The following is a 19486-nucleotide window of genomic DNA, read 5'->3' on the forward strand; positions in this document are numbered from 1 at the left end:
TAAGAACAAGCGCTAGGCTATTCTGCTTGTTATAGCTCCTTCTGAAAACCGCGGGTACCCGGTACCGTCGCGGTTTTTTTTTGCCCTTATCCTTTCTAACTATGTTGTTTTGATGGCTTTTGCCCTTAGGGATGTCCACGGCTGTCTCTGGAAAGGGTTATTAAAAAGGTGTATTATAGAAAATACATATGCAACTGCATAAATACCCAATTCTAGAAAAAATAAAAGAACCAGAACAACTGCGCAGCTTAACGTACAAAGAATTGATAGAGCTTGCAAGGGAAATTCGTCAGCTTATTGTTCGTACGGTCAGCAAAAACGGAGGTCACCTGGCAAGCAATCTTGGTATTGTCGAACTTACCCTCGCTTTGCATCGGGTTTTTAAGTCTCCGGAGGATAAAATTGTTTTTGATGTGGGCCATCAATGTTATCCCCACAAGCTCATAACCGGTCGTTATAAAGCCTTTCATACGATACGGAAAAACGGCGGCTTATCGGGTTTTCCCAAACGGTCAGAAAGTGAACATGACGCATTCGATACGGGCCATGCTTCTACTTCTATTTCCGCAGCTCTGGGTATGCTCGCAGCAGAAAACATACTCGGCAGCAAGCATCATGTTATTGCAGTCATAGGAGATGGTGCGCTTACGGGAGGACTGGCTTACGAAGCCCTATCCCATGCAGGACACCTGCAGCTTCCGCTCATTGTCGTTCTTAACGATAACAAAATGTCGATTAGTCCTAATGTGGGAGGTCTCGCCAAGCATCTGAGCAGGCTAACCATGACCGGAAGCTATCAACGGGTTCGAAGCCGCATCGATCAGCTTATCAAAAAAATACCTCTCTTCGGCGATCGGCTATATAACCTGGTGGTAAGAATAAAACGCAGCATCAAAGTTCTCTTTTATCCTCAGAACTTTTTTATAGAAATGGGATTTGAATATGTGGGTCCCATAGACGGTCATAATCTCCCCATATTGGAAGATGTGTTTGATGATGTTAAACAGCTTGGAAAGCCCGTGGTTGTTCATGTCATTACCCGGAAAGGACGGGGCTACAATCAGGCTGAGCGGGATCCATCCAAATTTCATGGAATAGGCCCCTTTTCTGTGGAGGATGGTCTTGTAGAAAAGAGTTCCGGTTCCACTTTTACCGATGCCTTTGGGGATTCGGTTGCAAAACTGGCGGGGGTCCGATCCGATGTGGTGGCTATTACCGCCGCAATGGAAAAAGGCACGGGCTTAAGCCGTTTTCATGACCAGTTTCCCAATCGCTTTTTTGATGTTGGTATCGCAGAAGCCCATGCAGTTACCTTTGCTGCAGGTCTAGCGGCGCGAGGCCTCAGACCTGTTGTGGCGGTATATTCTACCTTTATGCAGCGGTCGGTGGATTCGGTTATTCATGATGTGGCATTGCAGCAGCTCCCTGTGGTGTTTGCCCTGGACCGCTCGGGCTTTGTTCCCGACGACGGAGAGACCCATCAGGGACTATTCGATATTGCCCTGTTCCGATCAGTTCCGAACTTTGTGTTGCTGGCGCCGGCCTCAGCAAAAGAGTTGGATCTCATGCTTTCCTGGGCTGTATCTTCGGGCAAGCCCTGTATGTTAAGATATCCTAAGGATGTATGCCCGGATGAAATACCTGTCCTGTCGTCTCCGCTTATAGAAGGCCAGGGGGTATTTCTGCGCCAGAATAGAGCCTCTATCTGTATTCTGTTTACTGGAAGTCTTTTACACCAGGTCGAAGATGCGGCTAACCGGCTTTCCATCGCTGGTTACCCCTGCGATGTATACCATCTCAGGTTCCTTAAACCTATAGACGAAGAGCATCTCCTCTCTGCTATGGAACCTTATAAAACGGTAGTAGTTGTAGAAGAGGGAGTGCAACAGGGTGGTATCGGTGAATATCTAGGGGCCCTGCTGCTTCAGAAAAAAACAAATGTACGTTTTTTAAGTATTGGCTGTCCCGACCAATTTCATCCCCAGGGAAGCAGACAAGAACTACTCACCCGCAACAGACTTGATGGAATGGGGCTGGCAGATAGAATTACCCAGTTCCTTATGCCAACTATGAAAGAAACAGAATTAAGGATAGTGGGCAAATGATCTCAAATATTAAGCTTCTTAATGGCAGCCTTTTAGACCTTTCAGGGCCGCCCCTCGTGATGGCCATCGTCAATTGTAACGAAGACTCCTTTTATGCTCCGAGCCGGGCCCTAGCAGAACAGGCAGTGGAACGGGCTTTAGAGGCTGCTGCAGCAGGGGCGGCAATCATAGATTTTGGAGCCGAATCAACCAGGCCCGGCTCAGAATATGTGGATGCGGATACAGAAATCAAGCGTCTTATTCCGGTTTTGCGGCAATTTGTAAAGCAATCTTCTGTGCCTGTTTCGGTAGATACTAGAAAGGCAGCTGTAGCCCGGGCCGCTTTGGAAGAAGGAGCCCTCATTATCAACGATATATCTGCTTTACAGGATGACAGTGAAATGGCAGCCCTCTGCGCAGCACGGGGGGCCGCAGTGGTTCTGATGCATAAAAAGGGTATTCCCGCTACCATGCAGGACCAGCCTTATTATGATGATGTGGTGGCCGAGGTAAATACATTTTTGCGGGACGCTGCCCAAAGGGCGGAAGCTGCGGGAATTGGCATGGATAAAATTATTCTTGACCCGGGAATTGGTTTTGGAAAACGGCTCCAGGACAACCTAGATTTGCTTGCTCATCTTGCGGAAATCGGAGACGGCATGTATCCTTTGCTCGTAGGAGTTTCAAGAAAGTCTTTTATTGGAGCTATTACCGGCAGGGCGCCGGAAGAGCGTCTTGCGGGGACTCTGGCAGCCCATGCAGCAGCTTATTATCGGGGTGCAAAAATTTTGAGAGTTCATGACGTCAAAGAAACCGTTGATTTTATCAAAGTATTAAAAGCCATAGATCAAAGTAAAGGATAGTTTCAGTGGAATGGATACAGCGTCTTGTGGCCATCTACAATACCCTCCGGCCTCTCTTGGATATTATTATCCTAGCCTTTCTTGTTTATAAGGGGTATGATTTATTGGTCAAAACCCAGGCAATTCAGCTGGTAAAAGGCGCTGGGTTTTTAGTGCTGCTCTACGGTTTTGCCTATTTTTTTCGTCTAAGCACCCTCCAATGGGTATTGAATCTGCTCGCCCCTGGTCTTTTTATTGCAATTGCCATTGTTTTTCAGCCGGAGTTGCGCAAAATCATTATGCGACTTGGACAGGGTGATCTATTCCATATAAACGCAAAGCAGCGTCTCAGCCAGATTGATGCGGCGGTTACCGCAGCGGACCTGCTTTCAAAACAGAAACGGGGAGCCTTAATGGTTTTTCCCCGCAAGATTAATATAAAGGGCATTATCGACACGGGAACGAGGCTGAATGCTGAGTTATCCTCAAGCTTAATTGTGACCATTTTTGCCTATGATGGTCCGCTCCATGACGGGGCAATTGTGATCCAGAATGGTCATATCCTTGCAGCGGGAGTATTTCTGCCCCTTTCTGAGCAGCAGGATATCCGCAAAAGCTTTGGGACCCGTCATCGTGCGGCCCTTGGTGTTTCCGAGCAATCCGATGCGGTAGTGCTTGTTGTTTCGGAAGAAACGGGAGCAATCAGCCTAGCCTATGAAGGACGGCTTTATTATGACTTATCCCTTTTGGAAATACTGCGAACCATGAAAAAATTATTAGAAGATGAGAATCCGCTATTAGAAGAAGGCTCTGCGGAGGAAGAAAAAAATGGCATTATGGAAGTACGATAAACTTTTGGACCGGCTAACCGCAAATTGGCCTGCCAAAGTCCTTTCTCTTGCCATAGCAATCCTGCTTTCTCTGTTTCATAAAATCAGCGTTCTGGAAGAGCGTTATTTTTCTGTACCCCTGCAAATAGAAACTGCAGAAGGAATTTTGCCCTCAGGGCCCTACCCAAAAATGGTACGACTTTCCCTAAAAGGGGAGGCAAACTCATTGTATCCTATCCAAGAATCGGATATCGAAGCCTATGCAGATCTCTCAAAGTATACAAGTCCTGGTTTATATAGGGCTCCTATACAGGTACGCAGGATGGGGACTGCGGTTGGTATTGCTAATCTAGAAATACAGGTAGATCCCCTTGAAGTAATGGTCCCTCTAGACCACAGTATGACAAAGGTTGTTCCTGTTACTCCCAGTTTTCGCGGTTATCTTGAAAGCGGATACGAATTGAGCAGTTATACTCTGGATCCGAACCAGGTTCCATTGTATGGGCCAGTCAATATTGTCAGTGGAATCAACGATGTAACCACCGATTATATCGAATTAACGGGACGCAAGGAAAATTTTAGCGTAGTAACAAAAATAGTCACCAAGGACAGTTTGGTACAAATTAAAGGACCCCTTTCAGTGACTTTTTCGGCGATTATCCAGCAATCTATTGTGATTAAAACCTTTGACAGGCTGCCTATTATCATTTCAGGCCTAAAGAACGGACTACTTGCTCGGCCGCAAATTAATTACGGGACAGTCAAATTGCAAGGCAGCCAGATCGATCTCGATTCATACACCCCCGATTCTTCGCTGCTTTCAGTTGATTGTTCGGATATAGACAGGGAAGGGACCTATTTCTTACCACTGGTGGTAACGGCTCCTAAAAACTTCATAGTGCTGAGATATGAGCCCCTTGAAATACCTATCGAAGTTATAAAACTCACAGGTGGTGAACAGTGATTACTGGAATCGGCGTCGATGTTGTCCATGTGCATCGGCTTGAACATTGGATAAAGGTTCCGGGACTTTTGGAACGTTTTTTCCATCCCCATGAGCTTGAAACAGCCCGATCCCGCGGTCATGGCATGGCAGTCTCCCTGGCGGCCCGTTTCGCTGCAAAGGAAGCCTTTGGCAAGGCGTTGGGGACGGGGCTAAAAAACATAGTCCTTAAGGATATCATGGTGGTTAATCGGCATAACGGGCAGCCTGAGATACAGGTTTTCGGAACCGCCTTGGCGGCCCTAAAACAAAACGGAGCCAACAAAATACATCTTTCGCTGACCCATGAGCATGATAATGCAATTGCCATGATAGTCTTAGAACAGGTTGATGAAAAACAGGCAGGATGTTGCCATGATTGATAAAGAATTAAAACTTACATTTTACGCTAAAGAAACTATTCATTGTCCTGTCTGTGATGCCAGTTTTAGGAGAGAGGAACTTTTATCCGGCGGTGGGCGGCTTATCGCAGGAAGACTGACCGATGAGCTGCACCGGAAATATGAACCCTCTGCTAAATATGGCGAAGTGTATCCGCTTATCTACCAGCCGACCGTCTGTCCTGCCTGTTGGTTTGCATCTACCGAATCAGATTTCTCACTTATTCCGAACACAGGTAAAGAGCGGGCGATGATAGACCGGGACAACCGGATTGCCGATGTGCAGCGTCTATTTCCCCATGTGGACTTTACCAGCCCCCGGGACCTTTTTTCAGGCACCGCCGCAACCTATTTGGCTCTTCGATGCTATGACCTTTACCCTAAAGAGTTTTCTCCAACTATGAAACAGGCGATTCTGGCCCTCCGCTGCGGATGGCTTTTTGACGAGCTTAATGATAAGTATGCAGGGCAGCATTATGACTGGCTCGCTCTGCTTTTCAAGAAAAAAGCCCGTTTTTTTTACCGTCAGGCAATACTCTTAGAACAGAGCGGCAAAGAACCTCTTTCGGGTATAAAAAATTTTGGCCCCGACACGGATAAAAATTATGCCTACGAGGGTGCCCTGTACTTAACTGCCCTCCTGGAATTAAAATATGGTCCCCGGGAGCCAGAATCGAACCGCATTGAAGCCCTGGGAAACGCCAAACGGACCATTGCTAAAATTTTCGGTTTAGGAAAGTCTTCCAAGGCAAAACCGGGCCCCTTGCTTGAAAAAGCCCGGGATTTATATGATGCGATTAATGCGGAATTGCATGAAACCGATGACTGAACGAAACATCCGTCTTGTTATTGCATATGATGGGACCAATTTTTCCGGATGGCAGCGTCAAGGGCCAGATCGGTCTGTCCAGGGCGATATAGAGGCTGCTCTTGCAAAGATGCATAAACACCCGGTTACCCTCATTGGTTCCGGAAGAACCGATGCGGGAGTCCACGCTGCAGGACAGGTTGCCAATTTTAAAACCAGTATAGCCCATATACCGGCGATACGTTTTGTGCCGGCACTCAATAGTATATTGGAGCGGGATGTGAGAATTATCCACGCAGAAGAAGCTTCCCCTGATTTTCATGCCCGCTTCGATGCAAAGTCCCGGACATATCGATATCATATAATTTGCGGGAGGCCCGCATTGCCCCATGAACTGCGTTATGCATGGCAAATCTGGAGACAGCCGGATATAAGGGTTCTCAATGCCTATGCGAGACTTCTTTTAGGTGAAACAGACTGTTCTCTGTTTGCTAGCCCCCGGGATCCATCGCTCAGTCGGAGCAGATACATTTCCCATGCCCGCTTTATGGTAGAAGGCCGTACCCTTATATTTGAAATAACCGCCAATGCATTTTTATGGAAAATGGTACGGAGCATAGTAGGGAGTCTTTTGTATTTTGAAGAACGGGGCTTTTCGGTAGAAGCGGTGCAACGATTATTAGATGCCAAAAATCACCGGGCTGCCGGTCCTACCGCGCCTCCTGAAGGCCTCTTCTTATGGAAGATCGATTATTACCGAACTTGACGAAGGCTTAAAATCTGGAGTATGATTGCCTCGATAGTGGTGCTCAAGGCTTCCGCCTCGAGCCGTAAGAGGGAAGCCGGTACAAGCCGGCGCGCCCCCAGGCACTGTAGAAGACAAGGACAACACGGGGTTCAAGATTTGAACCATCACCACGGGGGATAGCCCCTGGAAGGGCGTGTTGAACGTTTGCAGTCTTAAGCCAGGATACCTGCCACTCTCCTGGGACTGTATGGTCCTGAGATTTTTCCCAGTCCTCTGGGCGTAGGACGAGTGAGTACCATGAAAAAATTCCTCGCCGCTCTTCTGTCTTTGGTAATGGCCTTTGCCGTTGCCTCCTCGGTGTTTGCACAGCAAACTTTTACGGATGCCGCAGGCCGCAGTGTTACTCTGCAAAAAAGTGCTGCTCGGGTGATCAGTTTAAGCCCCGCTGTTACTGAAACCCTGTTTGCCATTGGTGCAGACAAGGAGATCGTTGGGGTCACCGAGTTCTGCAACTATCCTGCAGCCGCGGCAACGAAAACAAAGGTGGGCGGTTTTTCAGGCGCTACCATCAGCGTTGAACAGATTGTGGCTCTTAAGCCGGACCTGGTGGTCCTTTCTGCAACCATGCATGCCAAACTGATCCCCCTTTTGGACCAGGTTCGTATTACATCTTTTGCAGTGGAACCTGCTTCATTTGCCGATGTGTACCGGGATATTCAAACCCTTGGGGCTCTTACCGGCCATGACAAGGAAGCTGCTGTGGTGGTCACCACAATGAAGAACCGCATTGCAGCGGTGCAAAAGCTGCCATCACCTAAGGTTAAGCCAAAGGTTTTCTGGGAACTCTGGCATGATCCACTCATGACCGCCGGAGGACCTACCTTTATTACTGAGGCTATTACACTGGCCGGGGGTGTTAATATTTTTGGAGACCTTAAGGAACAGTGGCCCCAGGTGAGCTTTGAGGAATTGCTGGTCAGAAAGCCCGATTGGATTCTTTCAGGAACCGATCATGGAGACCAGATGAAACTGGATGAAATTGTAAAGCGCCCCGGCTGGTCCAATGTTGCAGCGGTTAAGAACAAAAAAATTGCCACCGTGGATTCTGATATTGTGTATCGGGGCGGCCCCCGTCTTGCCGATGCGGTAGAAGCCCTGGCTAAAATACTGAAATAGTTATGCCCCGCAGGCGGTATCTTTCCATCATCTTTTTATTGCTCATCCTTTTGATCTTTACCGCCCTCTATGGGATTGCCGCCGGCTCGGTGGCAATCCCGGTTTCTGATGTCTTTACTGCCATAATGGGTTTCTTTGCTCCGGTTAAGGAAGATACGAGCTACACCATATTGTTCAGCCTGCGGCTTCCCCGGGTCTTGCTGGCCATGGCTGTTGGAGTCTCTCTTTCAATTGCCGGAGCGGGGTTTCAGGGTTTTTTCAGGAATCCCCTGGCCGACCCCTATGTGATCGGAGCCTCTTCTGGTGCCGCTCTGGGGGCTGCATTGGCCATTGTGCTAGCACTGCCGAATCTGGGTTTTCTGTCTTCCGTTTCGCTCTGCGCTTTTTTAGGCGCCCTTTTTACCACCTTTCTTGCCTTTTCAATATCACGTTTTGCCGGCGACCCGCCTCCAGCGGTAGCCCTGCTTCTTGCGGGGACTGCCCTGAGTGCTTTTTTTTCTGCCCTGCTTTCGTTGGTTCTTGTATTAAAAGACCGGGACATGCACCGAGTATATTACTGGCTCTTGGGCGGGCTTGGGATGACCTCATGGCCTGAGCTATTCACTGTGTTTCCTATTATGGCTGCAGGGGCTGGTATCGTGTATCTTGCTTCCCGGCCCCTCGATTTGCTTATCCAGGGTGACGATGTGGCCCAGTCTTTGGGTCTCGATGTAGGCCGTCTCCGCGTCCTTGTTGCCGCAGGGGCCTCCCTTGCCGCCGCAGCCGCCGTGGCCAGTGCCGGTATTATTGGTTTTGTTGGACTCATCGCCCCCCACGCTATGAGAATTATAGTTGGACCAAGCCATCGGCGGCTGCTTCCCGCATCTGCCCTCGGGGGCGCCCTCTTGGTACTTACTGCGGATATTATCGCGCGGACCATTGCTGTCCCCCTTGAGCTGCCCATTGGGATCATCACCTCGGTGATAGGTGCACCTTTTTTTATTTTTCTTTTGTTTAAACGGGGGCGTCATCTTGGTGCCTGAAAAAATGCTTTCGGTTTATGATGTTATAGTTGGCTACCATGGATCGCCGGTACTCTCAGGAATTACTTTTTCCGTCTCCAAAGGAGAACTTTTTGCCCTGGTTGGCCCCAATGGTGCAGGAAAAACTACGCTGCTCAAAGCTATTGTAGGTCTTGAAAAACCCCTCTCAGGAACCATCAGGCTGGATACAAGGCTGCTCGCGGATTATTCCTCCTATGAACGGGCCTCCAAAATTGCCTATGTCGCCCAGGGCAGCGGCATTACCTGGCCCTTTACCGTCAGGGAACTCGTTTCCCAGGGACGTTTTCCCAGCAGAAAATGGTTTGGCAACGAAAGCGTTGAAGATAGACTTGCCATAGAAGAAGCATTGGAAATTACAGACCTCGTTTCATTCAAAGAACGCCTGGTGACAGAATTATCCGGGGGAGAACTGCAGCGGGTGCTCATTGCCCGCGCACTGGCTCAAAAACCGGAATTGCTTGTGTTGGACGAACCGGTGTCCCACCTGGATATCCGCTACCAGGTCGGTGTCATGGAATTAATACAGTCTTTGGTAGCCCGGGGCATTTCAGCGCTTATCAGTCTTCACGATCTTAATCTGGCGAGCCTCTATGCACATACCGTAGGACTCATAGCTCAGGGATCCATGGTTCGCTGTGGCAAGGTCCCCGAAGTATTTACAGGTGAACTGCTTCAGAAAGCCTACAACATAGAACTGGAAGTTGGGAAGCATCCGCAAAATCCGCTTTTACCAATGATTTATTTTAAGAGCCCCCGCCGCAACGAGTTACAAGATCGCTAAAGAGATCCTGCAATTTCCTCGTTATGGGCCCAGGGGTTCCTGAGGCCAGTGCAGAAGACCGAACGGCATCCGGAGAGTCTAAGGTTTTGATCTGTGTTATCGGCATGATTTCGGTGGTGGTTCCGCAGATAAAAGCCTCATCCGATCTGAAGAATTCTTCTATCGTAAAGGGTACTTCTTGGACGGGAATATTTCTTGTCGTTGCAAGTTTTATAATTTCCTGCCGGGTTATGCCATTGAGAATAAGATTATTTGCAGGGTGGGTAATCAGGGTTCCATCTTTTACGATAAAGAGGTTTGATGAACTTCCCTCGGTCATTATGCCATTCCGCTCAAGTATGGCTTCATAACAACCCTTTTCTTTTGCCCTTTGCTTGCTTAAGACCGCACCGAGCAGATTAAGGCTTTTAATATCATTTCTAAGCCAGCGAATATCGGGCAGCAAAAGAACAGTAATTCCCTGACCCATTAATTCAAGCGAGCGGGGGAGGGGGCCTGCGGTCCCCGTAAAAACAGGTACCGTATCTTTACTGGGGAATTGATGCACCCGGGGCGCCGCACCCCGGGTAATTTGCAAATATACAATGCCATCATCAATTCCTTCCGCTTCAACAAGCAGCTGGGCTCCCTTTATTACCCGCTCTGAGCAATCAGGAAAAGATATCGACAGTTCCCGAAGACTCTTTTCCATCCGCTTTGCATGGGCCTCCGCAAGAAACAACTCACCGCTGTATACTCGAATGACCTCATAAACCCCATCTCCGAATTGATAGCCCCGATCCTCTATGTCTGTTTTAGCATCCTGCCGGGGAAGGAGTGTGTCTTGATAGAGCGCCCAATGTCCAGTCATACAAAAACCCCTAGTGTTTGAGAATGTTTTTTAAAGCACTTACTACCAGGTCTACATTTTCTTTTTGAGCCGTGTATCCCATGAGCCCGATGCGCCAAATTTTACCCGCCAGGGGGCCAAGGCCTGCCCCAATTTCTATGTTATAAGTATCCAGGAGGGCTCTGCGAATCGCAGCCTCATCTACACCATCGGGCACGGTTACGGCGTTCAGCATGGGGAGACGGAACTGGGGATCCACGGGCAGGGTGAGTCCAATACTCTCCAAGCCCTGTACAAGCCGTTCATGCATTTCCTGATGCCGCGCATAAGCCTGGGGAAGCCCTTCTTCCAATACTACCGACAGGGCTGCATGGAGTCCATAGATCATATTGATGGGCGCCGTATGGTGATATGCCCGTTTTGCTCCCTGCCAGTAATCCATAATCATTGATATATCAAGATACCAGTTAGGAACCTTGGTTGCACGGTTTTTAAGCTTGCTGATAGCCCGCTCTCCAATGGTAAGGGGGGCAAGTCCCGGCGGACAGGATAAACATTTCTGGGTACCGGAGTAACATAGGTCCGCTTCGATCGCGTCCACCTCCACCGGTATGCCTCCGAGGCTCGTGACCGCGTCCACAATATACAGGGCCCCCGCTTCATGTACGAGTTTCCCCAACTGTTCTACCGGATTGCGTACCCCGGTGGAAGTTTCTGCATGCACAACCGCAACGATTTGCCAGTTCTTTTCTTTTATTTTTTTTGCTACCACATCGGGATCTACTGGAGTGCCCCAGGTGAACTCCAGTTCCTCTACATCAGCCCCTAGTCTGCGGGCCACTTCGACCATGCGTTTTCCAAAGACTCCGTTTACGAGGACAAGGACCTTATCTCCCCGTTCAACCAGATTGACAAAAGCCGCCTCCATGCCTGCCGAACCGGTGCCCGACATGGGGAGGGTAATTTCATTCTTTGTACCCATGATCTGACGAAGCATTACCTTTATTTCGTCCATAATATTGATAAACCGGGGATCTAAATGGCCAATAGTGGGTAAAGCCAAGGCTTCATACACTCGAGGATGAACACAGGATGGTCCCGGGCCCATCAAAATTGTTTTTGAAACACTTTGTAATGCGTTCATAGGAAGCCTCCTTGTTATTTTGCTTAATACATATGGTACCATGCTTGACCTAATCCGCCAAGGCGGGGTACACCAGAAATCTATGGAAAACTCAGAAGAGCCTCTCGATCCGCTTATTGTTGCCGCTGAAACGGGCCGCCGTATTCTGGAAGCGGGCGGAGAAACCTACCGGGCTGAGGATGTTATTGTACGGCTCTGTCATGCCTGGGGTTACGGAGACGCAGAAGCCTTTGCGACCCCTACGGGTATTATGGCATCCCTGGTTGATCGGGACAATATGAGCAGAGCCGTGGTGCGCCGTATTACCCGCCGTGTGGTGGATCTCCATCGGATTAGCCGGTTGGATACCCTGGTACGTCTTACGGAAGAAAAACATCTTGATTGTAAGGAAGTACGACAGCGGCTATTAGAAATTGATGAAGAAAAACCCTATCGTACGGTTTTTATACTCTTTGCCGCGGCCATGAGTGCCTTCTTTTTTACCCTCCTTTTTCATGGTAGTCTTTTCGACGCCCTCGGGGCCTTTTTTGTAGGCCTGGGAATTAAAACCTTTGCCTATCTCCTTCAGCGCTGGCATTTTCCAGATTTTATTACCACCATAATTGGCGGGGCCATTGCTGCCTTGCTGTCGATAATAACCGTCCAGATAGGTATAACCGAGCATTTGGATAAGACTATAATTGGCTCCATAATGCTGCTTGTACCAGGACTTGCAACGGTAAATGCTATTAGGGATACCATCGCGGGAGACCTTGTGGCCGGTATTGCCCGACTCACTGATGCGGTTATTACCGCCGCAGCCTTGGCGATCGGTGCAGGGGCTGTCTTTTCTCTTATTAGGTAAACTATGGATATATTGTGGGCCTTTCTTTCATCCGGCGCATTTGCGGTTGTATTTAATGTTCGGGGTCGTCATGTTCCTTTTGCAGCCCTTGGAGGAGCTTTAGGTTGGGCCGTGTATTCCTTTTTTTCGGCCGCAGCAACCGTTTCGGGGGTATCTTATTTTTTAGCTTCTATTTGTATCGCGCTGTACGCCGAGCTGCTCGCAGGTCTTTTACGGCGTCCTGCTACAACCTATTTAGTATGCGCGCTAATTCCGCTTGTTCCTGGGGGCGGTATGTATTACACCCTGGCGAGTTCTCTTGCCGGAGACTTGCCGGGAACTCTCGCTACCGGCTTTGAAACCCTCACCATTGCCGGGGCCATCGCTGCAGGGGTAGCGATTGGTTCAGCGGCTGCACGGCTTAGTAAACGGCTCTGAGAATCATTTCAAATTGCATCTATTGTTCTTCAGACTGGGGCACAGGCTTTTTTACGATTACCTTGTCAATTCGATTGCCGTCCATATCGACAATTTCGAATATATATCCATTCCAATGATAGCTTGCCCCGGTTCGTGGAATTTCTCCCGCAATTTCTAAAATAAAGCCCGCCAGGGTATGAAATTCAAAATGTTCTTTAAGAACCGATGCAAAACCGAGTAACTCCGCTGCCTCATCTATATTGACCGCTCCTCCCATGAGATAGGAGCCGTCTTCACGCAGAATAATCTCTTCCGCATCGTTGTCAGGCCTGGAAAGTTCTCCAACAATTTCTTCCATCAGGTCTTGTAAGGACAGGGTTCCTGAAAACCCGCCGTATTCATCCATAACGAGAATATAATCAACCTGCTCCCGTCTAAAAACCTCAAATGCTTTGAGGGACGACATCGTTTCGGGTACAAAAATAGGTTTTTTCATAATATGTTTAAGACTTTTTTCGCTGTCCGTAAGTATATGAACCAGGAGATCTTCCCTCGATACGATACCAGCAACCTGATCAGGCGTCTCATGGCACACGGGATAGTATTTAGGACTATTGGGATTAAGAATCCGATGCTTTAAGGATGACAGCAAGGTGTCACTATTAAGCCATTCTACCTCAGAACGATAGGTCATAAAGGTTTCTACCGGCCTATCTCCGAGATAAAAAATACCTTCCACCATAGATCGTTCTTTTTCTAAGACTATTCCCGATTGCTGACCCTCCTGCAGTGCAATGTGGAGTTCTTCTTCGGTCATGGTATGGGTGGGAGCTTCCTTGATACGCAAGACTTTCAGTAATATGAAAGAAGAGAATGAAAGAAATCCAACGAGGGGTTTAAATACGAGGGCTATTCTCTCCAAAATAGGAACAACAATGGATGCAATAGTCTCCGGTTTTGAAAGTGCGACCTGTTTTGGAACCAGCTCTCCTAAAACTATCGAAAAATAGGTAATACTTATAACCACAATAGTGACCGCAACACCTTCGGCATAGGGGGCGAAATAGGGAATTTTGGCTAAGATGCGGCGAAGCGGCTCGGTGAGGGTAGAACCGCCGAATGCTCCTGCCAGGATTCCGATGAGGGTAATTCCTATCTGAATGGTAGATAAAAATCGCCCTGGCTGTTCCTTGGCAGCAAGGGCTCTTTTGTAAGATTTTTTACCACTGTTTGCCTTAGCCTGAAGACGTGATTTCTGGGATGAAACCAGGGCCATTTCGGACAATGAAAAAAAGCCGTTTACAAGAATCAATATAAAAATGACGAGAATATCTCTTAAGGGTGAAGATTCCATATTATTCTTGGATTGTTTCCACTTCTTCTTTAATAAGGGGCCGGATTATGTGTATCCCCGCTTGACTAGTTTCTATAAGTTTGTTTTTACCATCCGGAGTTTTTTCACCGAATACCTGAACAATAGGATACCGCGGGTTTTCGGGATTTACATCTACTACCTGACCTTTTTTATTGTTAGATAGAAGCACGTATAAGCCGATGGGATAAATTGACAGGGAATAAACCAGGGCTCGGACTATGGTATCATCATACTGCTGCCCCACATTTTTGAGTAGATCGATCATGCCGGTATAGCCATCCTTTGCGTCCTTGTAGGGGCGCTGAGCGGTGAGGGCCTCATACGAGCAGGCTACGGCAATTATCTTTGCATAAAGACTGATCCGGTCCCCTTTGAGCTTTTGAGGGTATCCTTCGCCGTTTTGGCGTTCGTGGTGTTCCAGGGCACCAACACAGATAGAAAGGGGAAAGTCTAAACTTTTAAGGATATTGTAGCTTAAAATAGGATGGGTAAGGATTGCCTTCCGTTCCTGGGGGCTCAAGGGCCGGCCTGACATATAAAGCTGGGGAGGTAGTTTTAACATACCGATTTCATGGAGCAGCGCGGCAACTCCTAACTCAATAAGCCGATGGCTTGGCAATTTAAGGTATGAACCAATAACGACCGCAATGATGGTCGATTTTACGGTGTGGTTTGCAAGAAAATTTTGGGTCTTAGATTGATGAATTTCCACCCGGAGCAGGAAACGCCGGTCTTCCCGTATTACTTCGCAGAGTTCCTTAACCCTATCCGCGATTTCCTTAAAATTAAGATCGTTTTTTGTTGCATATCGGGTAAAGAGGTTTTCTACATAAAGCAAAAACTTCTGGTAAAAATCGGTGGCTTGCTGAAGTTGTTCACTATCATTCTGGCTTTTTATTTCAATCTCTTTCTCTTCATTCGCGGTTCCGTCAGTACTATTTAAAATATCTGAATATTCAGCTTTTGGTATTCCGTCGGATTGCACTTCTCTGAATTCCCATTGCAAAAGAGCTTTCCTCAGGGAATGTGTAAAGGGCATTTCCGGTGCAGTTAAAATAAACCGTCCATCCAAAAAAACCGGTTTGTCAAAATAACTATCTTCCGGAATATCTTTAATAGGATATGATTGCATTTAGTGAACCCCTGTTGACCCGTACCATACTTTCCTCTATCATTTTCGACAATTATAAAGGAGAATAGCATTGAAATTCAAATCAATTTTTATTCTTTTTAACGTGGTCATCATTCTCTCCTTTTGTTTTGTTTTTCTCATGCCTTTTTTTGCCCTTGGCGCCGAATTTGCTCTTAATTTCTGGAAGACAAGCTGGCCTCTGGGTTTATTGTTACTGGTAATTTTAGCAGTTTTGGACGGCTTTTTCTTGTCCAATAGTAAACTTTTTGAACTGCTTGAACGGGAAGATTGGCCTGCTTTAGTGCAGTACCTTGAGAATCGGGTTATAAAACAGCGCCGTTATTCCCAAAGATTAGTAAAACTGCTTATTCATAGCTACCTGGTTATGTCGGATCCCCAGGGTGTCATAAATCTGGAATCGGTTCTGAAAAAAGAAAAGCCCTCTCTGCTTTCAGGAAACAGGCTCCTTTTTGGCTTGTCACATATTCTGAAGGGAGATCATGAGGGGGCAAAAGAGCTTTTTATAGAACAGGAGCGGACCAAGGGGCTTAAAAATGAATGGGAACGATGGTACCTCTGTTTTGCCTTGCTTCTTCAAAAACAATTTGCTGAGGCCTCAGATCGGCTTGTAGTTTTGGCTCGTGATGGTCAGGATTCCCTGGTGTGTGCCCTGTCTGCTCTTTTTTTGTGGGACACCATACAGCGAGCCCTGCCCGATAAGGCTGCATCTGCTCGGGAATCGGCAGAACTTGCCAAAACGAGGATAAGAAAAACACTGCCTGACCGGAATGCATGGAACAAGGAGCTTAAAAAAGCTCAAAGTGATATTCATGTCATCATCCTTGGCAAGTCTCTAGAGGACGCAGCCAGGTTTATCTATGAGGAGACTAGTGAGCATGCGCATGTTTAATAAATCACACAAGCTGGATAATGTCTGTTATGATATTCGCGGACCGGTCATGAAGGAAGCCAAAAGAATCGAAGCGGAGGGATTCCGGGTTCTCAAGCTCAACATAGGGAACCCTGCTGCCTTTGGGTTTAATGCTCCCGATGAAATACTTCATGATATTATTATTAACCTGCAGAATGCCCAGGGCTATTCGGATTCACAGGGAATTTTTGTGGCCCGCAAAGCGATCATGCAGGAATTCCAGTCCAAGGGAATAATGGACGTAACCGTGGAAGATATATTTATCGGAAACGGTGTAAGCGAACTCATTATGATTGCTATGCAGGGACTTTTGGATGAGGGTGATGAGGTTCTGGTCCCTTCGCCGGATTATCCCCTGTGGACCGCCGCAGTCACCCTGGCGGGGGGAAAGGCGGTTCATTATCTGTGTGATGAAAATTCCGACTGGAATCCGGATCTGGCGGACATAAAATCCAAGGTTAATAGCCGAACCAAGGCAATTGTAGTCATCAATCCTAATAATCCGACCGGTGCGGTCTACGACCGGAGCATTTTGGAAGGTATTGCATCCATTGCAGCCGAATTTGAACTCTTGGTATTTGCCGACGAGATTTACGATAAAATCCTCTATGACGGCGCGGTTCATATCCCCATGGCCAGCATTAATCCAGAGATTTGTACCATTTCCTTTAATGGTCTCTCAAAGGCATATCGGGCAGCGGGTTTTCGTTCTGGATGGATGGTTATTTCAGGTAACAAACGGATCATATCTGGCTACCGGGAAGGCCTTGAAATGCTTTCTAATATGAGGCTCTGTGCTAATGTGCCAGCCCAATATGGTATTCAAACCGCCCTTGGGGGATATCAAAGTATCAAGGATTTAGTGCTTCCCGGGGGACGACTCAAGGAACAGCGGGATACCTGCGTTTCTTTGGTTAACTCTATTCCAGGTCTTTCTGTTACCAATCCTAAGGGAGCCCTGTACTGTTTCCCAAAAATTGATATTAAAAAGTTTAATATTACTGATGACGAACAGTTTGTAATGGATCTTCTGCGCTCTCAGCGAATTCTGCTCGTACAGGGGACTGGCTTTAACTGGAAGGAACCGGATCATTTCAGGATTGTTTTTCTGCCCGATAAGGAAACCATAGCCGATGCCATGAACCGGCTCAGGACGTTCTTAGCCACCTACAAGCAAATATAAAAAAAAGGCGATGCGCCTGGACGTCGTTGTGCGCACCGCCTCACTTATCAGAGGAATATACCCCGTTGATATTCCTATTATCGGTAACTGTGCTCCAGGTCTTTACTACAATGTAAAAAGTTTTTTGTGGAAATCGAGAGATTCCAATAAGCTTGAGTAGAATGATTGTAACGAAGCAAGATACAACTCCATCTGCCTGCATTCGTCTTGAGGAGAATCTTCGCTTTTTGTTTGAAAGTTATCGGTAAATAAAAAACCTGCAATGTCTTTTACAGGGCTCTCGGCGATCATATTGTTAATCCTATCAAACTCATCTAACTGTTGCTGAATATCTTTGCAGGATCCTTCTTGTATTGCTTCTGTTAGATTTTGGAGAAGCTGTAAACCCCTCTGTAGTTCCTGGCATAAAGAGGTGAGGTGATGTACGAGTTCACTCTCTATCCGTTTCCATTGAAGCTGCCGTTTTTCTTGCGCTTCGTAGCTTGCATACTGCGTTTTTAGGTTTTCAAGCTTGTCCGAAAGGTATTGGCGTATATGGGTTCTTATTATGGGCAGGGATAGAATTTCTTCGATAGTTCCTAGTTCAAGTCCGTTAATTTTAATGCCCTGAGGAGCAAGACTTTTACAGCTTCCGGGAGCGAGCTGGCGAAGCCGGGCTTCGAACCAGGCTGTATACAGGGATAATCTTGTATCGGTCAGTACTTTTCCGCCCGAAGCAGAGGGAGCGTAAAAGGGGTGTCCATCTAAAAGAGAGCGGAACGATTGGGTTTCTGCAGGCAGTAACCGGTTTGATCGAGTAAATGCCCGTTCTTCGAACAGGGCCCCCGTAAAATGGGTTTTGTAATCCGGATAGGCTAAATCGAGCCCGCCTATCCAGATGGGTCCTGTGCCAAGGTGCAGGGCAAAGTCCAGGGCTGTGGTTGCCACTGAACCTCCTGCTCCGAGGCGCCCCTTTATATCTACCGCTCGTTCAAAATACATACCCAAAGGATAAAGGGAAGAACAAAGCAGGGTTTGCCTAAAGGGATGATGAAAAACGCTAGGATAAACGGCCACCTCCGTTACCAGGCAGCTAGAGTCGGCAGAGCAAAAATCAAGATGGCGGGCATTCCAGTATTGGGGATCCACCACAACAACGAAGTCTGGTTCTACCCCCATCCGAAGCGCCGCTCTGAGGGCGGTATCTACGGCAATGATAAGGCAGCGCTCATGGATTGCAGAGAGATAGGGAAGCACCTCATCGAGGGAAGGTCCTGCGGCAAGAATGAGGGCGGGTGTGCCGGATAAAGCATTAGCCAAATCTTTAATGCCCGGTAGTTCAAATATGGAAAAGCGGTTTTCAATTATATTGCGGACCCACCGCTTGCCAAATTTATGTACCGTTGCAGAGTTAACCTGCTGTTTTGTTTCCCAAAGCGTTACGATTCGTGCCAGGGTTTCAGATAATTCCGGTTCAATTTCACGGTAAGGCCGCGAAATTATAAGGAGAGGTGAGCCAGAAAATAGTAAAAGAATTTCATGCAGGGCATCCAAAGTTCGGTCTAGAATAAAAATAAGTCCCGGAGATCCGAGCAATTGGCTCACATCTCGGTGTGCGAGGGCGGAAAGCAAAATAGAGGTATTTGGTTCTATAATGATTAAAGGGTTGGCGGGAAACTTATACCGGATCTCTTCTGCCAGATAGCCTAAACCGAAACCACATAAAATAAAGGGTTGTTTAGACCCTTCAGCGGTTGCCGGCAGTGCTCCTGCCAGTATGCGTCGTGATTCTTCCCGGGGGTTTCGGCTTGAGTGCAGCCAAATCCCTCGATATTTTACACTAAGATCCCCAGAAAGAGTCGGAACAAGCTCAATTTCTGACCCAGGTGCTGAAAAGCCTTCCCATTCTTGCTGTAAAGCCTTATAAAGATCGGGGAAGACCCGCTCCAGTACTATTCTGTTTTGCGCAAGCATG

At 47.6% G+C, this 19486-nt stretch carries 19 protein-coding genes and 1 riboswitch; of the genes, 14 read left to right on the forward strand and 5 right to left on the reverse strand.

What is annotated here, in order from left to right:
- Positions 1–188 precede the first annotated feature (188 nt).
- The 10 genes from dxs (at position 189) to Q7P68_RS01250 (ending at position 9695) form a co-directional block, all read left to right on the forward strand.
- Complete coding sequence (dxs, locus tag Q7P68_RS01205) at positions 189–2105, forward strand: 1-deoxy-D-xylulose-5-phosphate synthase (protein ID WP_304221772.1); 1917 nt, start codon at positions 189–191, stop codon at positions 2103–2105.
- Positions 2102–2947 carry a dihydropteroate synthase gene (folP, locus tag Q7P68_RS01210; protein ID WP_304221773.1) on the forward strand — a complete coding sequence of 282 codons (846 nt, stop codon included), beginning with the start codon at positions 2102–2104 and terminating at the stop codon, positions 2945–2947. The genes dxs and folP overlap by 4 nt, the downstream gene beginning before the upstream one ends.
- A 5-nt stretch (positions 2948–2952) precedes the next feature.
- Complete coding sequence (gene cdaA, locus Q7P68_RS01215) at positions 2953–3777, forward strand: diadenylate cyclase CdaA (RefSeq protein ID WP_304221774.1); 825 nt, start codon at positions 2953–2955, stop codon at positions 3775–3777.
- The gene (locus Q7P68_RS01220) at positions 3755–4720 is read left to right on the forward strand and encodes a CdaR family protein (RefSeq protein ID WP_304221776.1); all 966 of its coding nucleotides are present in this window, start codon (positions 3755–3757) and stop codon (positions 4718–4720) included. Before cdaA ends, Q7P68_RS01220 begins: the two co-directional genes overlap by 23 nt.
- Positions 4717–5121, forward strand: a complete 405-nt coding sequence (locus tag Q7P68_RS01225; protein WP_304221778.1) for a holo-ACP synthase — start codon at positions 4717–4719, stop codon at positions 5119–5121. Before Q7P68_RS01220 ends, Q7P68_RS01225 begins: the two co-directional genes overlap by 4 nt.
- Positions 5114–5968: a DUF2225 domain-containing protein gene (locus tag Q7P68_RS01230; protein ID WP_304221780.1), complete on the forward strand. Its 855-nt coding sequence runs from the start codon at positions 5114–5116 to the stop codon at positions 5966–5968. Before Q7P68_RS01225 ends, Q7P68_RS01230 begins: the two co-directional genes overlap by 8 nt.
- Entirely contained in the window at positions 5961–6713 is a 753-nt protein-coding gene (gene truA / locus Q7P68_RS01235; protein WP_304221970.1) for a tRNA pseudouridine(38-40) synthase TruA, read from the forward strand. Before Q7P68_RS01230 ends, truA begins: the two co-directional genes overlap by 8 nt.
- A gap of 20 nt (positions 6714–6733) precedes the next feature.
- A riboswitch (cobalamin riboswitch) is annotated at positions 6734–6943 on the forward strand.
- 49 nt (positions 6944–6992) lie between these two features.
- Complete coding sequence (locus tag Q7P68_RS01240; protein WP_304221783.1) at positions 6993–7871, forward strand: ABC transporter substrate-binding protein; 879 nt, start codon at positions 6993–6995, stop codon at positions 7869–7871.
- 2 nt (positions 7872–7873) lie between these two features.
- The gene (locus Q7P68_RS01245; protein WP_304221786.1) at positions 7874–8893 is read left to right on the forward strand and encodes a FecCD family ABC transporter permease; all 1020 of its coding nucleotides are present in this window, start codon (positions 7874–7876) and stop codon (positions 8891–8893) included.
- Complete coding sequence (locus Q7P68_RS01250) at positions 8886–9695, forward strand: ABC transporter ATP-binding protein (RefSeq protein ID WP_304221789.1); 810 nt, start codon at positions 8886–8888, stop codon at positions 9693–9695. Before Q7P68_RS01245 ends, Q7P68_RS01250 begins: the two co-directional genes overlap by 8 nt.
- Here the strand turns inward: Q7P68_RS01250 and dat are convergent.
- On the reverse strand, positions 9658–10545 hold the full coding sequence (gene dat / locus Q7P68_RS01255; protein ID WP_304221792.1) for a D-amino-acid transaminase: 888 nt from the start codon (positions 10543–10545) through the stop codon (positions 9658–9660). The genes Q7P68_RS01250 and dat overlap by 38 nt on opposite strands.
- Before the next feature lie 10 nt (positions 10546–10555).
- A complete protein-coding gene (locus Q7P68_RS01260) occupies positions 10556–11668 on the reverse strand; it encodes a pyridoxal-phosphate-dependent aminotransferase family protein (RefSeq protein ID WP_304221795.1) in 1113 nt (370 codons plus the stop codon).
- A gap of 82 nt (positions 11669–11750) precedes the next feature.
- Between Q7P68_RS01260 and Q7P68_RS01265 the strand changes: the two genes are divergently transcribed.
- Both Q7P68_RS01265 and Q7P68_RS01270 read left to right on the forward strand, forming a co-directional pair.
- Positions 11751–12512 (forward strand): threonine/serine exporter family protein, encoded by a 762-nt coding sequence (locus tag Q7P68_RS01265; protein ID WP_304221798.1) that lies wholly within the window; start codon positions 11751–11753, stop codon positions 12510–12512.
- 3 nt (positions 12513–12515) lie between these two features.
- A complete protein-coding gene (locus Q7P68_RS01270) occupies positions 12516–12929 on the forward strand; it encodes a threonine/serine exporter family protein (RefSeq protein WP_304221801.1) in 414 nt (137 codons plus the stop codon).
- 19 nt (positions 12930–12948) lie between these two features.
- On the opposite strand, the gene Q7P68_RS01275 is transcribed toward Q7P68_RS01270, so the two are convergent.
- A complete protein-coding gene (locus Q7P68_RS01275; RefSeq protein ID WP_304221804.1) occupies positions 12949–14265 on the reverse strand; it encodes a hemolysin family protein in 1317 nt (438 codons plus the stop codon).
- 1 nt (position 14266) lies between these two features.
- Positions 14267–15418, reverse strand: a complete 1152-nt coding sequence (locus tag Q7P68_RS01280; protein ID WP_304221807.1) for an HD-GYP domain-containing protein — start codon at positions 15416–15418, stop codon at positions 14267–14269.
- Positions 15419–15488: 70 nt separating this feature from the next.
- On the opposite strand from Q7P68_RS01280, the gene Q7P68_RS01285 reads away from it, so the two are divergent.
- Positions 15489–16328: a hypothetical protein gene (locus Q7P68_RS01285; protein WP_304221809.1), complete on the forward strand. Its 840-nt coding sequence runs from the start codon at positions 15489–15491 to the stop codon at positions 16326–16328.
- On the forward strand, positions 16321–17532 hold the full coding sequence (locus tag Q7P68_RS01290; RefSeq protein WP_304221811.1) for a pyridoxal phosphate-dependent aminotransferase: 1212 nt from the start codon (positions 16321–16323) through the stop codon (positions 17530–17532). Before Q7P68_RS01285 ends, Q7P68_RS01290 begins: the two co-directional genes overlap by 8 nt.
- Before the next feature lie 105 nt (positions 17533–17637).
- Here Q7P68_RS01290 and Q7P68_RS01295 read toward each other — a convergent pair whose 3' ends face one another.
- Positions 17638–19485, reverse strand: coding sequence for a motility associated factor glycosyltransferase family protein (locus tag Q7P68_RS01295; RefSeq protein ID WP_304221814.1), 1848 nt, complete (start codon positions 19483–19485; stop codon positions 17638–17640).
- Position 19486 lies beyond the last annotated feature (1 nt).

This window comes from Gracilinema caldarium (assembly GCF_029265695.1).
Taxonomy (GTDB): domain Bacteria; phylum Spirochaetota; class Spirochaetia; order Treponematales; family Breznakiellaceae; genus Gracilinema; species Gracilinema caldarium_A.